Source organism: Leisingera sp. ANG-M1, from assembly GCF_000813745.1.
In the GTDB taxonomy this organism is placed as follows: Bacteria; Pseudomonadota; Alphaproteobacteria; order Rhodobacterales; family Rhodobacteraceae; genus Leisingera.
The window spans coordinates 1-12,380 of the sequence record NZ_JWLC01000001.1 but is presented as its reverse complement, the minus strand read 5'-3'; the positions used below and the strand labels follow the sequence as shown (position 1 = coordinate 12,380).

General features: G+C 61.6%; 17 protein-coding genes. 7 read left to right on the top strand and 10 right to left on the bottom strand.

The window, feature by feature from the left end:
• Positions 1-523: 523 nt before the first annotated feature.
• Entirely contained in the window at positions 524-769 is a 246-nt protein-coding gene (locus RA19_RS00085; protein ID WP_152615638.1) for a hypothetical protein, read from the bottom strand.
• A 224-nt stretch (positions 770-993) separates the two neighbouring features.
• Here RA19_RS00085 and RA19_RS00080 point away from each other — a divergent pair, with 224 nt between their 5' ends.
• Positions 994-1,725: a helix-turn-helix domain-containing protein gene (locus tag RA19_RS00080; RefSeq protein WP_039158369.1), complete on the top strand. Its 732-nt coding sequence runs from the start codon at positions 994-996 to the stop codon at positions 1,723-1,725.
• Here the strand turns inward: RA19_RS00080 and RA19_RS00075 are convergent.
• The 6 genes from RA19_RS00075 to RA19_RS00050 form a co-directional block, all read right to left on the bottom strand.
• Positions 1,702-2,313, bottom strand: a complete 612-nt coding sequence (locus RA19_RS00075) for a hypothetical protein (RefSeq protein ID WP_152615637.1) — start codon at positions 2,311-2,313, stop codon at positions 1,702-1,704. The two genes, RA19_RS00080 and RA19_RS00075, sit on opposite strands and share 24 nt — an antisense overlap.
• A gap of 313 nt (positions 2,314-2,626) precedes the next feature.
• A complete protein-coding gene (queF, locus tag RA19_RS00070) occupies positions 2,627-3,091 on the bottom strand; it encodes a preQ(1) synthase (protein ID WP_039158364.1) in 465 nt (154 codons plus the stop codon).
• Between the two features lie 15 nt (positions 3,092-3,106).
• A complete protein-coding gene (gene queE / locus RA19_RS00065) occupies positions 3,107-3,814 on the bottom strand; it encodes a 7-carboxy-7-deazaguanine synthase QueE (protein WP_039158363.1) in 708 nt (235 codons plus the stop codon).
• Positions 3,811-4,176, bottom strand: a complete 366-nt coding sequence (queD, locus tag RA19_RS00060) for a 6-carboxytetrahydropterin synthase QueD (protein WP_039158362.1) — start codon at positions 4,174-4,176, stop codon at positions 3,811-3,813. The genes queE and queD overlap by 4 nt, the downstream gene beginning before the upstream one ends.
• Positions 4,176-4,877: a 7-cyano-7-deazaguanine synthase QueC gene (gene queC, locus RA19_RS00055; RefSeq protein WP_039158360.1), complete on the bottom strand. Its 702-nt coding sequence runs from the start codon at positions 4,875-4,877 to the stop codon at positions 4,176-4,178. Before queC ends, queD begins: the two co-directional genes overlap by 1 nt.
• 232 nt (positions 4,878-5,109) lie before the next feature.
• The gene (locus tag RA19_RS00050) at positions 5,110-6,000 is read right to left on the bottom strand and encodes a LysR family transcriptional regulator (protein ID WP_039158358.1); all 891 of its coding nucleotides are present in this window, start codon (positions 5,998-6,000) and stop codon (positions 5,110-5,112) included.
• A gap of 112 nt (positions 6,001-6,112) precedes the next feature.
• Here RA19_RS00050 and RA19_RS00045 point away from each other — a divergent pair, with 112 nt between their 5' ends.
• From RA19_RS00045 to RA19_RS00025, 5 genes are all read left to right on the top strand, one after another.
• Positions 6,113-6,871: a class II aldolase and adducin N-terminal domain-containing protein gene (locus RA19_RS00045; RefSeq protein ID WP_039158356.1), complete on the top strand. Its 759-nt coding sequence runs from the start codon at positions 6,113-6,115 to the stop codon at positions 6,869-6,871.
• A 106-nt stretch (positions 6,872-6,977) separates the two neighbouring features.
• Positions 6,978-8,006: a fatty acid desaturase gene (locus RA19_RS00040; protein WP_082020414.1), complete on the top strand. Its 1,029-nt coding sequence runs from the start codon at positions 6,978-6,980 to the stop codon at positions 8,004-8,006.
• A 7-nt stretch (positions 8,007-8,013) separates the two neighbouring features.
• A complete protein-coding gene (locus RA19_RS00035) occupies positions 8,014-8,853 on the top strand; it encodes a 3-methyl-2-oxobutanoate hydroxymethyltransferase (RefSeq protein ID WP_039158349.1) in 840 nt (279 codons plus the stop codon).
• 42 nt (positions 8,854-8,895) lie between these two features.
• A complete protein-coding gene (locus RA19_RS00030) occupies positions 8,896-9,207 on the top strand; it encodes a non-heme iron oxygenase ferredoxin subunit (protein WP_039158345.1) in 312 nt (103 codons plus the stop codon).
• 148 nt (positions 9,208-9,355) lie between these two features.
• Positions 9,356-9,544: a hypothetical protein gene (locus tag RA19_RS00025; RefSeq protein WP_039158342.1), complete on the top strand. Its 189-nt coding sequence runs from the start codon at positions 9,356-9,358 to the stop codon at positions 9,542-9,544.
• On the opposite strand, the gene RA19_RS00020 is transcribed toward RA19_RS00025, so the two are convergent.
• Positions 9,541-10,299: an alpha/beta fold hydrolase gene (locus tag RA19_RS00020; RefSeq protein ID WP_082020413.1), complete on the bottom strand. Its 759-nt coding sequence runs from the start codon at positions 10,297-10,299 to the stop codon at positions 9,541-9,543. The two genes, RA19_RS00025 and RA19_RS00020, sit on opposite strands and share 4 nt — an antisense overlap.
• Positions 10,300-10,401: 102 nt before the next feature.
• On the opposite strand from RA19_RS00020, the gene RA19_RS00015 reads away from it, so the two are divergent.
• On the top strand, positions 10,402-10,767 hold the full coding sequence (locus RA19_RS00015; protein WP_039158335.1) for a hypothetical protein: 366 nt from the start codon (positions 10,402-10,404) through the stop codon (positions 10,765-10,767).
• A 104-nt stretch (positions 10,768-10,871) separates the two neighbouring features.
• On the opposite strand, the gene RA19_RS00010 is transcribed toward RA19_RS00015, so the two are convergent.
• Both RA19_RS00010 and RA19_RS00005 read right to left on the bottom strand, forming a co-directional pair.
• Positions 10,872-11,708: a DUF817 domain-containing protein gene (locus RA19_RS00010; RefSeq protein WP_039158332.1), complete on the bottom strand. Its 837-nt coding sequence runs from the start codon at positions 11,706-11,708 to the stop codon at positions 10,872-10,874.
• A gap of 53 nt (positions 11,709-11,761) precedes the next feature.
• Positions 11,762-12,295, bottom strand: a complete 534-nt coding sequence (locus RA19_RS00005; RefSeq protein ID WP_039158663.1) for an RNA 2'-phosphotransferase — start codon at positions 12,293-12,295, stop codon at positions 11,762-11,764.
• Positions 12,296-12,380: the final 85 nt, after the last annotated feature.

Sequence of the window (12,380 nt, the reverse complement as noted above, 5' to 3'; positions counted from 1 at the left end):
CTGGAGCGCAGCATGTCTGAGCAGGATCAATGGCGCTGGCCACCAAAGCCGCAAGACAGATGGCTGGGCATGAAGGAGTGGCTGGAGAGGCACGATGTGCCGGCGCCCGAAAAGCTGCCGACAAGGCCGGAAAAGACCCGGGCAGGGTTGGGGCACTAACTGCAACTCGGCTCGGAAAACCTGCTCCCACCTTCACCCTTTGTTCCTGCTTTGTCTGTGGGAGTAAAATCTTGCAAGACGCTGAAACTAAAGGTTTCAACTATAACTTAAAATCTCCTGGCCTTATGGCCGTGCGGGTTCGAGTCCCGCCGTCCGCACCATTGATTTCAAAGAGAAATCTCCAGAGTGTCCCATTCCAGTTTTTCGGGGAGTGGTACTCATTGGGCAGCTGTGTGCCTGCTGGTCAGATTGACGCCGGCCTTTACCGCGCCGTTTGCCACGTTAGAGACGGGGAAATCAGCAGCCCGGCCTGCATCTGGAGCACGGAGGAACAGGGCTTGTGCGGATTTCCTCCGCAAGGAGGTCAGTTTTTGGCAGGGCTTGAACCGGAACCAGGGTCTTCTGCCATGGCGACGGCGCGTTGCAAGGCTTCGATCAATTGCCGGGCCGCAGCGCTGCTGCATCTGAGGCGGGCCGTCACTTCGCTTCTGACTTCGACGCCGCCGCTGGGCACCGGATCGAGCATGTTTGCCTGCAGTTCAACTTGAACGGTCCCGGCGGCATTGCCGAATGTCGTGCATCCGTCGAAATAGATGATGGTGTCGCTCAAAGTCAAATCTCCCGGGCAATGCCTGGCAAGCCTAGGGCGGCAGCCTCTGCTGCGGCAACAGAAACTTGCCTGTATGCTTAAGGTGTTGCAGCCAGGCGTCCTATTGGCCTGGACAGGCCAGCCGTATTACTTGTTTCCAATCTAGCAATATCACGCAAGGATTGCATTGCTGTTGCGGTAATTTTGTGCAAGATGTTTTGCAGATTGTGAAAGATCCTTGAGGTATGGCGCTTATTCACGAAAAGATTTCCGCTTTGCTGGCGGATATGAACCTGTCCCACCGGCAGGCGGCGCTGAAATGCGGCATTCCCTACGGCACTTTCAACAGCGCATTGAAACACCAGCGCGAGATTGGCTGGACCACACTGGATGCGCTGGCGCGCGGGCTCGGGGTGTCGTTTCATTATTTCTCGTCAGACACTGCCGGTTTAGGGCTTCTTCCGGACCAGCGCGCGGAGGAGGAAGAGCGCAAAGCCTTCGAGATCCTGAACGCTCGGATGCAGGCCGCGGCGCGGACGCGGCAGTACCGGGGCTGCGATGTCTCGCTGCAGGATTTCCTGGACTGGTGGTTTGCCAACAGCGGCCGCTTGGAGGGCTTCGACAGGCTGCAGCAGCATGTGGATACGTTTGAGCCGCCGGACCCGGAGAAGAACCGCATTCAGCCGATCCGGTCCGGACCGGCGAGCCTTGCTTCGATTTGCTTTGAAGTTTCGGACAGCGGCCAGTTGCGGGATACTCTGAACGGATTCAGCGAGAAACTGAATGCCGACCTGGTGATGGCCCACAGCGAGGCGATCAGCCGGGGCGAGCCGGTTATCACCCATCCCTCAATCGACGTGAAGCTCTTGAACGGGCGCCGCTTCACCCGCCAGTACCGGAGGGTTCTGGCGCCGGTCTACCTGCCGGGCGGAAAGCTCCTGGTGGTCAATTTCTCACAGGATATCAAATTTGGCTAAATCGCTCTGCAGCATGTGCTCCATCTCCAGCCGGGAGGAGCCGACAAACCATTCGCTGCTGCTGCGCACTTCCGGCTCCGGGTCGCGCCATTTCTGCGCCCGCGGAATGGCGCGGCTGAAGCCGTAGACCAGGTCCAGGCGCGCCTGCATGTGGCGGTCGGGGATAAAAGCGTAGATCCAGTCCACATCCCATTTCTGGATCGCCAGGACCTGGAAGATCCGCATAAAGGGCTCCAGCCGCTCGGCCCGCTTGCCGCGGTAGCCGGGCAGGAAATTCAGCTCCCCGATATAGGCCAGGCGTCCGCTGACTTCGCGCGCCAAAGGCTCGGCCACGCTCTCCACGCCGCCTCCGGCGCCATTCGGGAAGTGATGGCGGGAGGTGCGCAGCAGATAGTCGGCCAAAGTCTCGCGCCCAAGGTCCTGCAGCATCGCCGCGGCGCCGCCGATATAACTGCCATCGTCCTTTAGAAACAGCCAGAAGGCAGAGTTGCGGGTGTGGTCAGCACGTTCAATGGCAAAACCGGGCATCTGGAACTGGCGGCCGGTTTGGGCAGCGGTCTCGGGCACCTTCTCGAAATCTGTGAACATTTCAACCTGGAGGCCGGCTTGCGAAAGCGTTTGCAGATGCCCCGCAAGTGTTTTTCCCAAATCCAGAAAGTTCATTCAGATCCCCCGTCGCATTAGTCCCACTTCCGGATAGCCGGAAATTCTTACCGGTGCCGCCAAAGAGTGTGATTTATCTAAAATCTTAACTACTTTTGCGGTATGCTGGTTGAGTTTCAAACATTTTCGGTTGTTTGCACAGTGAGTGCAAATCGGGATAACAGGCTGTTCTGAAATGAAAACACCCCGGCAGGTGGGCTGCCAGGGTGCTGATTTCTAAGGCCGGGAGCGTATTCCGTCAGCCGCGGCCGCGGTAAGGCGGCACGCCTTGGTCAGGGATCCAGACGCCCTCGGGCATCGGGCCGGTCTGCCAGAACACGTCAATCGGAATGCCGCCGCGCGGGTACCAGTAGCCGCCGATGCGCAGCCATTGCGGTTCCAGGAAGTCCGCCAAGCGGCGGGCAATGGAGACGGTGCAATCCTCGTGGAAGGCGCCGTGGTTGCGGAAGGAAGTGAAGAACAGCTTCAGCGATTTGCTTTCGACCAACCATTCACCCGGCACATAGTCGATCACCAGATGCGCAAAGTCCGGCTGTCCGGTCATCGGGCAGAGCGAAGTGAACTCAGGCGCGGTGAAGCGCACGTTATAAGCCACGTCGGCTTGCGGGTTCTGGACCCGCTCCAGTTCCGCCTGTTCCGGGCTTTGCGGGACGATGGTGTCGCCGCCCAGCTGCTTCAGGTTGCTGTAGATGCTGTCAGACATGTCAGGTTCCTATCTTCAGACGCCGCGTTTGTTGCCCCAGACCAGCACATGCAGCTGGGGCAGGACGCGGGGGGTGAACCAGCCGTCGCCGGTTACTTTTTCGATGAGCCACAGCAGCCGGTCAGTGGCTTGGTTGAGGTCGACGGGCAAATCCGGGTCCACTTCCGGGTTGCCCGGCTGCAGGTACAGCGGCAATTCTGGGTGGCGTTCGGCGGCGGCCTTGGCCCAGGCGTAATCCTTGTCGTCAAAGATGACGATCTTCATCACCGCCTGGCCGCAGCCCTTGGCGGCCTCAAGGCACTGGTCGAAGGCTTTCCAGTCCACCTTCTCGCCGCTGGAGGGCGGTTTCGGGCTCAGCACCAGCGTGTCGAGATCCGCAAACCACGGCTTGCTGACCGAGCCCTGGGTCTCGCAGGCAAAGCGGTAGCCCTCGGCCTTGCCGTAGGCAATCACCGGGGCAAAGTCCTGGATTGCCGGGTTGCCGCCGGAGATCGACACCGTCAGTGGTTTGCCGCCCGAAAGACGCCGTACCTCGCCAATGACCTCCTCGGGCGCCATTACTGCCCAGTCGTGGCGGTAGGCGCTGTCGACCGCATGCATGCTGTCGCACCAGGAGCAGCGGTAATCGCAGCCGCCCGCGCGCACAAACACCGTAGGCTCTCCGATCAGGGCGCCTTCGCCCTGGATCGTGGGGCCGAAGATTTCCGCGATGCGCAAGCTCATGGCCCGAAACCCGGTCTGTATTCCGCCCAGGTTTTGGGTGTCTCCGAGACTTTCACAGCCGTTACTTCCGGCCAGCGCGCATGGCACCAGTCGTAGAAATGCTTGGCCATGTTTTCGGCGGTCGAGTGGCAGTCCAGCACGTCGTTCAGGTGCCGGTGGTCAAAGGTGCCGTCGATGTAGTCTTTCAGCGGCTTTAGCTCGTGATAGTCGCGCACAAAACCGTCGCTGTTCAGTTCCTTGGCCGCCAGTTCCACAACCACGATGTAGTTGTGCCCGTGCATCCGGGCGCATTGGTGGTCGGACGGCAGGTGCGTCAGCTGATGCGAGGCCGAGAAATGGAACTCCTTGGTAATCCGGAACATCAGGCGCCGTCCTTGCCTGCTATGGCGGCTTTCCAAAAATCCGGGTCGGCGTAGTCGGTCGGATCCTCTACGCCTGCCAGATGGAAGGCCTCTCGCCGCTCGACGCAGGTGCCGCAGCGGCCGCAATGCTTGTCGCCGCCCTTGTAGCAGGACCAAGTCTCGGCAAAGGGGGTGTTGTGCTTGGCGCCCGCGGTGACGATGTCGCCCTTGGTGCGGTGCACAAAGGGCGTATAGAGCCGAACGTCCGCATAGCCGTCCAGCGCTGCCCGCTGCATGGCGTCAAAGGCCTCGGTGAAGGCCGGGCGGCAGTCCGGATAGATGAAGTGGTCGCCGCCATGCACCGCAGTGGCCACGGCCTCATCCCCGTTGGCAGCGGCGATGCCATAAGCAATGGTGAGCATGATCGCGTTGCGGTTCGGCACTACAGTGACCTTCATGGTCTCTTCTTCATAGTGGCCGTCCGGCACGTCGATGTCATCGGTCAGGGCTGAGCCGGAAAGGGCGGCGCCGATCCCGCGCATGTCGATGATGTCATGCGGCACGCCCAGCCGTTTGGCCGCGGCGGTGGCATAGTCGAGCTCTTTGCGGTGGCGCTGGCCATAGTCGAAAGAGACAAGACGGGTCAGCTGATGCTCCTCAGCGACCATATGGGCAAGCGAAACGGAATCCAGCCCGCCCGAGCAGATAACGATAGTCTTCATGTTTGAACCCTTGTTTTGGTGACCGGGTAGGCTGCGACCGGTGCCGCGCGTTTAACAGCAAGCGCGAAATGGCGCAAGGCGCGGGCGTATTGCGAACATTCGGCAGGACTTGTTGGAGAATTTTGAAAATGGCTGATTTACGCTGAGGGCGGGGCCCGGCCGCAGGCGGAAGCGTAGCGCCCGCCCATGGGGGCGGTCGGGCGCTGCCCGGCCTTCAGCCGGGCGGGACTTTCTAAACAGGCGGCAGTTCTCCCTCAAGCCAATCCAGAAACGCCCGCGACGCTGGCGTGCTAGAATGGCTTGGTGGCGGTAGCAGGAAGTAGTTCTCCAACAATTCTGCCGAGTGTTCGCTGGCCTTGACCAGCTGACCGCTCTCCAGCAGCCCGCCCGCCAAGGTGTCATGCGACATGGAAATGCCGGCGCCATTCACCGCAGCGGTCATGGCAATCACGTAAGTGGAGGCCAGCTGGATCTCGTGATTGCGTTCAAACGGCAGTTCCTGCGACTTGAACCATGCGCCCCAAGAGCCTGTTACCCCCGCACAATCCAGCAGGTTTGCAGTGGCGAAATCGACTTCACCGCCCTGGTAGCCCGGCGCGCAGACCGGGTAGAACCTGTCCCGGGTCAGCCGGATCGCGGCGGCCGACATGTCATTCGGCCGGCCAAAGCGTATCTCGGTTCCGGCCGAGCTGGCATGACGCTCCGGGTCCCAGATCGGGGTTACGATGTTCAGCACCAGCCAGGGGAATTTCTCGTACAGTCGTGGAAGGCGCGGCGACAGCCAGAACACCGAAAAGGCCATATTACACTGCAGCACCAAGTGCCGCCCTTGGTCGCCGCCGGTAAAGGCCTGGGTGCCGGCCGCAATCAGGTCAAAGGCCTCGCGCACGATGGGCATGTAATTGGCTCCGGCCTCGCTGAGTTCCAGCGCCCGGGTTTTGCGGATGAACAGCTCGCGGCCCAGAAAGTTCTCCAGGCTGCGCACATGCTGGCTGATTGCCGATTGCGTCAGGTTCAGCTCGCCGGCGGCGCGGGTGAATGAGAGGTGCCGCGCACTGGCCTCAAAGGCACGCAGCCAGGTGAGCGGGGGCAGGGAAGGAGAGGGCGAGCCTGGGGAAGACATTGACGCATGACCTATGCATTAGTTCAATTAATGCATTACGCGTGAATCAATCGTTTGTCAGCAGCGATTGCGGCTGGCACCAATGATGCAGCAACTTTTGGGAGGCGCCAGAATGAACAAGCAAGCGGATTTGAGCCCGAACCTCACCCATTGGCAGGAGCGCGTCGATATGGCCGCGGCGTTCCGCTGGACTGAACGGCTGAACATGCATGAGGCGGTGGCGAACCATTTCAGCCTGGCGGTGAACGAGGACGGCAGCCAGTTTCTGATGAACCCGAACCAGGTGCACTTCAGCCGCGTCAAGGCCTCGGATCTTTTGTTCCTGGACGCCAACGACCCCAAGACCATGGAGCGCCCCGAAGCGCCGGACCCGACCGCCTGGGGCCTGCACGGCTCGATCCACCGGCTGTGCCCGCATGCGCGCTGCGTAATGCATGTGCACTCGATCCACGCCACCGTCCTGGCCTGCCTCGCCGACAGCACCCTGCCGCCGATCGACCAGAACACCGCCACCTTCTACAACCGCCATGTGGTTGATGGTGAATTCGGCGGGCTGGCCTTCGACAGTGAGGGCGAGCGCTGCGCCTCGATGCTGAGCGACCCCAAGGTCAAAACCATGATCATGGGCAACCACGGGGTGCTGGTGATTGGCGATACCGTCGCGGATACCTTCAACCGCCTTTATTATTTCGAGCGCGCTGCCGAGACCTATATCCGGGCGCTGCAAACCGGCCAGAAGCTGCGGGTGCTGAGCGACGAGATCGCCGAGAAGACCGCGCAAGAGCTGGAGGATTACCCGGATCAGGCGGAGCGCCACCTGGCCGAGCTGAAGGCGATCCTCGACGACGAAGGCTCCAACTACGCCAGCTAAGGCAGGCACTCCACGCAGGCAATGAGGCCACGGGCAGGACAACGTTCTGCCCGGCGGCTTGCTGCATCCAATCGAAACACCTCTTCAGCCATCCAGAAGGTTCCAGATGCCTGATTACGTCCCTACAAATGCCGCGTCCTCGGGTGTGAAACTCGACAAGAAGACGCTGAAATCCATCGCCGCCCGCAGCGACAGGCCTGGTCTGATCTACATAGCGCAGTGGATTGCCTTCCTGGCCGCCACTGGCACCCTGGTCTGGGCCACGCTCGGAACGATCTGGGTGTGGCCTGCAATGCTGCTGCACGGAATCTTCCTGACCGTGCCGGCCTATTCCTTCAGCCATGAAACCGCGCATGGCACCGCCTTCCGCACCCGCTGGCTGAACGAAGCCGTGCTGTGGGTGACCTCGCTCCTCTACATGGAGGAGCCGCTGCACCGCCGCTATACCCACACCAATCACCACACCCATACCTGGTGGGTCGGCAAGGACAGCCAGATGCCCTTCGATACCCCAATGGGCTTTGGCGGCTGGCTGGCTGAGATCACCGGTTTTGCGCTGTTGCGCTTCCACATGCAGGTCTTTGTGCAACTGGCGGTGGGCCATTACACCGACACAATGAAGATGGTCACGCCGGAGGGCGAGTTTGCCAAGATGACCCGCAATGCGCGTATCATGCTGGCCATCTATGCGCTGATCGCTGCGGCCCCCTTCTTTGGCATCTGGTGGCCGGTCTGGCTGATCGTCGTTCCGCGGGTTTTGGGCGCGCCTGTCATGCTGCTGTTCACCCTGATCCAGCATGTGGAACTGCAGGAGAACTCTCCTTCGATCCTGGAAAGCACCCGCTCGTTCCGCAGCAACTGGCTGGCTGAATTCCTCTATATGAAGATGAACAACCACGTCGAACATCACCTCTACCCGCAGGTGCCGTTCCACGCGCTGCCCAAGTTGGCCGAGGCGGTGCAGGAGCAATTGCCGGAGCCGGATCCGGGCTTCTTCAAGACCAACCTTGAAGTGATGTCGGTGGTGCTGCGCCGCTCGCTGGGCCGCCCGACCAAGGCCGCCACCATCCGCCAGGCGCCGCATATGATCACCGAGGGCGGCCCGGTGGAGCGCGTCGCGCAGCGGACCATGTGAGGCAGCGATGAAAAACGTCTACACCTATGGCGGGCAGCCGGCCCGCCGCAACCTGACCGTCTCCTGCATCCAGGCCAACAAGGCGGCAGGCGTGAAGATGACCCAGGTCGATGCCCAGACGGAGGAAGAAGCCGCCACACTTGAGGCACTGGGGATCGATCTGATCACCATTGCGGACGTGGATATCGAAGCCATCCGCCGCGGCGCGCCGAACACCTTTGTCACCGGCTCGCAGACCATGGTGCAATACGCCACCGAAGACGAAGCCCTGCGCGCCGCCATCCGGGTGGCCGAGCGCGGTGCTGATGCGATCTACACTCCGCGGGGCTTGAAGACTGTGGAGCGTCTGACGGCCGAGGGGCTCTGCGTGCAGGGCCACCTCGGCTTGGTGCCTCGGCTGTCGACCCGGGTGGGCGGCCTGCGCACCATCGGCAAGACCGCGGAAGAGGCGATGCGCCTGTTTCAGGACTTCAAACGGCTGGAGGATGCCGGCGCCTATGCGGCAGAGGTCGAATGCGTCGCGGTTGAGGCATTGCAGGAGATCAACAAACGGACTTCTCTGGTGACCCATTCCATCGGCGCGGGCTCGGGCGGCGACATCATCTTCTCTTTCATGATGGATATCTGCGGTGACGTGGAAAACCCGCCGCGCCATGCCAAGGCCTGGGCCGACATGCTGTCGGTGCGCAAAGCCCTGGCAGCCGAGCGCGAGAAAGGCCTCACCGGTTTCCGCGACGAGGTGAAGGCCGGAACCTTCCCCGACGCTGCCCATACCGTTGCCATGAGCGGCGGCGAGCACGAGAAACTGCGCGAAGCGCTGGACAAATGGACGCCGGTTCACGCCTGAACCCGCCAACACAAGATACACGATATTCAGGAGCCAAAAAGCATGAGCCAATGGATAGACGCCTGCGCCACCGATGACATCGACGAAGAAGACCTGATCTCCTGGGAGCACGGGGGCAAGTCCTACGCAATCTACAACACCGAAAAGGGGTTCTTCGCCTCTGACCTGATGTGCACCCATGAGGAGCAGAGCCTGGAGGACGGGCTAGTGATCGATTGCGTCATCGAATGCCCGCTGCACGGCGGCCGCTTTGACATCTGCACCGGCAAGGCGCTGTCGGCGCCGGTTCATGAGGACCTCAAGACCTACCCGGTCAAGGTCGAAGGCGGCCGGGTTTTCGTGGAAATCGGCTGACCAGTTCCTCCCCGGATAGTCAGCTGCCGGCGGCCCTTCGGGGCCGCCTTTTTTGATTGGTGTGCCATCTGATCCTGATCAAGGCGGCAGCCCTCCACTCTCCCTATGCCTGAAGCCAGAGAGACTCGGCAGTTATAGGAGAGACCCCATGTTGCGCCTTGCATCCGTTCTTTACTCGCTGATCGGCAGCAGCCTGGCAGGCGTTGGTGTTATCGTGGTCCTGGTCGCAGGCATGTCCACGGTTCCGGCCATCCTGGCCTCGGCTGCCATTGGCGCGGTTCTGGGTATGCCGGTGGCCTGGCTGGTGGCCAAGCAGCTTTACGCCCGCGGCGCCTAGGCGTTCAAGAAGACCCGCGCCGCAGCCTCGAATTCCCGCGGCTTCTCGGCGTGCAGCCAATGGCCAGCGCCAGGCAGTTTGGCAAACCGGGCAGCAGGGAAGCGGGCGCGGATCAGATCGCGGTGTTCGGGCAGCACATAGTCCGACTCGGCGCCTGACAAAAACAGGGCAGGTCCGTTCCAGGAGGCGTCCATCTCAGGAAAGGACATGATGTTCGGCATCTGATTTGCCAGCGTGTCCAGGTTCAGCTTCCAGCGCCTGTTCGGGATATCCAGCGACTGGGTGAAAAAACTCTGCAGTGCCGGTTCCACCCCGGCCTCTGCCAGCTGCACCGCAGCCTCGGGGCGGCGCTGCACGGTGTCCAGATCCACCGAGCGCATCGCGTGGATATACTGGATTTGCGTGTGCCCATAGGCCACCGGTGCAATGTCGGCGACCACCAGGCGGCGCACCGCCTTCGGGTGGTTCAAAGCCAGCGTCATCGCGGCCTTGCCGCCCATAGAATGGCCGATCACATCCATCCGGCCGCCATGGGCCGCGATGACTTCGGCCAGATCCGCAGCCAGCTCCGGATAGGTATGGCTATCGGTGCGCGGACTGTCGCCGTGGTTGCGCATGTCTGCAGCCACCACCAGCCGTTCATCCGACAGGCGCTTGGCAATAACACCCCAATTGCGGGCGGAGCCGTAAAGCCCATGGGCAATCAGAAGCGGGGTTTTGTCGGTGGCAGAGCCGTGTGTGATCGTGTTCAGCATGCGATCTTGATAGCCGTGCAGGCAAAGGCTTGCCACCCCCATTGAGACCCGGCCCGGCGCACGCTAGGGTAGGGCCGCACCGCAGCAAGGGAGAGAGCCGGAATGGCCGCCAGCCTGGAACAGGACATCGAAGAGATCCGCACCCTGCTGAAAGAGCGTGAGCATGCCTCGGGCGATCTGGCCGCAGCGCTGAAGCGCGCCCGCCGCCGCATTCCCCGCCGCATCTACAAACAAGGTATGAAAATCGCCGATGCCTTGCCGCTGCTGGATCATCCCAAACTGCGGCTGACCGTCGATGAAAAACCGCTGCGCGGCGCCGTGCGCGAAGTGAAGGCGTATCTGGAAAAGATTGATCTCGCCGACCGGCGCAAAGGGTTCTGGCTGGGCGTGCTGGGCAGTATGGCTTTTTCCGTCCTTGCCGTTCTGGCACTGCTGATCCTCGTGCTGCGCTGGCGCGGGCTGATCTGAAGCCCGGCGCGGTGCAGCTGGCTGCGGCTGCATTGATGGGGCGTCAGCCGGTATCGTGATCCGCCAAATCGGAGGAGCACACTCAACCGCCCGGCCGCTGCGGTTCATTCCGCTGCGGGCGCGGGCTGACGGCGGCTTGCCATCTGCCGGGCGGAGACTGGCGAAGGGGACAATGCCTCCCGGAACACCAGCGTAACGGTGACAAAGCTGACATAAAGCAGCAGGTACCAGGATCCCATCTTGGCCAGGCTTACCCAGTCATGGCTGCTCTGGCCTTTGTAAAGCCAGGTCCTGGTGCCGGTGCCGACGTTCTCAGCCAGCCAGAGGAAAAAGCTCGACAGAAAGGCGGCTGCAGGCAGCGGCATCCAATAGACGCGCTCGCCTATGCGGAACCAGATGCGGGTGCGGGCAAAAAGCAGCAGCGTTGCGGCAAACAGCCCAAGCCGGATGTCCGGGAGGAAGTGGTGGGCAAAGAAGTTGGCGTAGATGGCAGCTGCCAGCAGAACGGTTGCCCAAAAGGGCGGGTAGGGCGCGAACCGCATGCCGAACAGCCGGATCACCCGCGCCATGTAAGAGCCGACAGAGGCGTACATGAACCCGGAAAACAGTGGCACATCCCACAGTTTGATCAGGCCGCCGCCGGGATAGGCCCAGCTACCTGCTTGGACTTTGAAAATTTCCATAGCGGTTCCGGTCAGATGGAACAGCAGAATGACCCGCACCTCGCGCCAGCTTTCCATGCCGGTTGCCAGCAGCACCGCCTGCAGCAGCAGGGCATAGGCCAGCAGCGCGTCATAGCGCGCCAGCGGCCAGTCCTCCTGCCAGATCCGGTCGGTCACGATCAGTCCGCCCAGAAGCAAAATGCCGAAAATTGCGGCCCAGCCCTGCTTCAGGGTGAACATGATGAACTCGGAGACTGCCACCGGCAGGCGGGCGCGCATCCCGTCGCCTAGGCGGCGCTCCAGCTTGCGGGTGCGGTTTGAAGGAGCGGGTTTCACTGCCGCAAGTACCGGGCCGGTACTGACAGGCAAAGCCAGACACCGTTTGCTGAAAGGAAGAACGCATGACCCTCTGCCTGCATCCGAGCGGCATCCACCTGCAGGACAACTGGTTTGCCATGCCGGGAGCCGACAGCGCGGGCAGTTTCCTGATCCAAGGACAGATGAACATGCTGGCGTTCCATCGGCTGCAGCCCCTCCGCCAGTATCACCGCAAGATTCTTCTTGGCGGTGCCGTGGTAGAGAATGTCCGGCGGCGCGATGGCCTCCAGCCCGAGGTCGACAGGAAAGGAGTGTCCCTGGTTGGCGCGGATGCGGGCGCCATCGGCGGACAGGGAAAACCGCTGCTTGCTGCTGGTCCGGACCGTTTCTTCAATCTGCTGCCGGGTCAGCGGCTGATCCGCCTTGGCAAGGATATCTTCGACATGCACCCAGCCATGCCGGTCCATCTCCAGGCCAAGGTCGCCAGGATTATGCCGCAGGAGGTAGCTGAGAAATTTGCTGATCTGTTTCAAATCGTTTGTTGGCATGAAAGGACTATCTGCCATCCCCACCGCCCCGTCCAGCCGGGATGCGCTGGTGGGGTGCGGGAGCCGCTGCCTTGCGGCAAAGAAA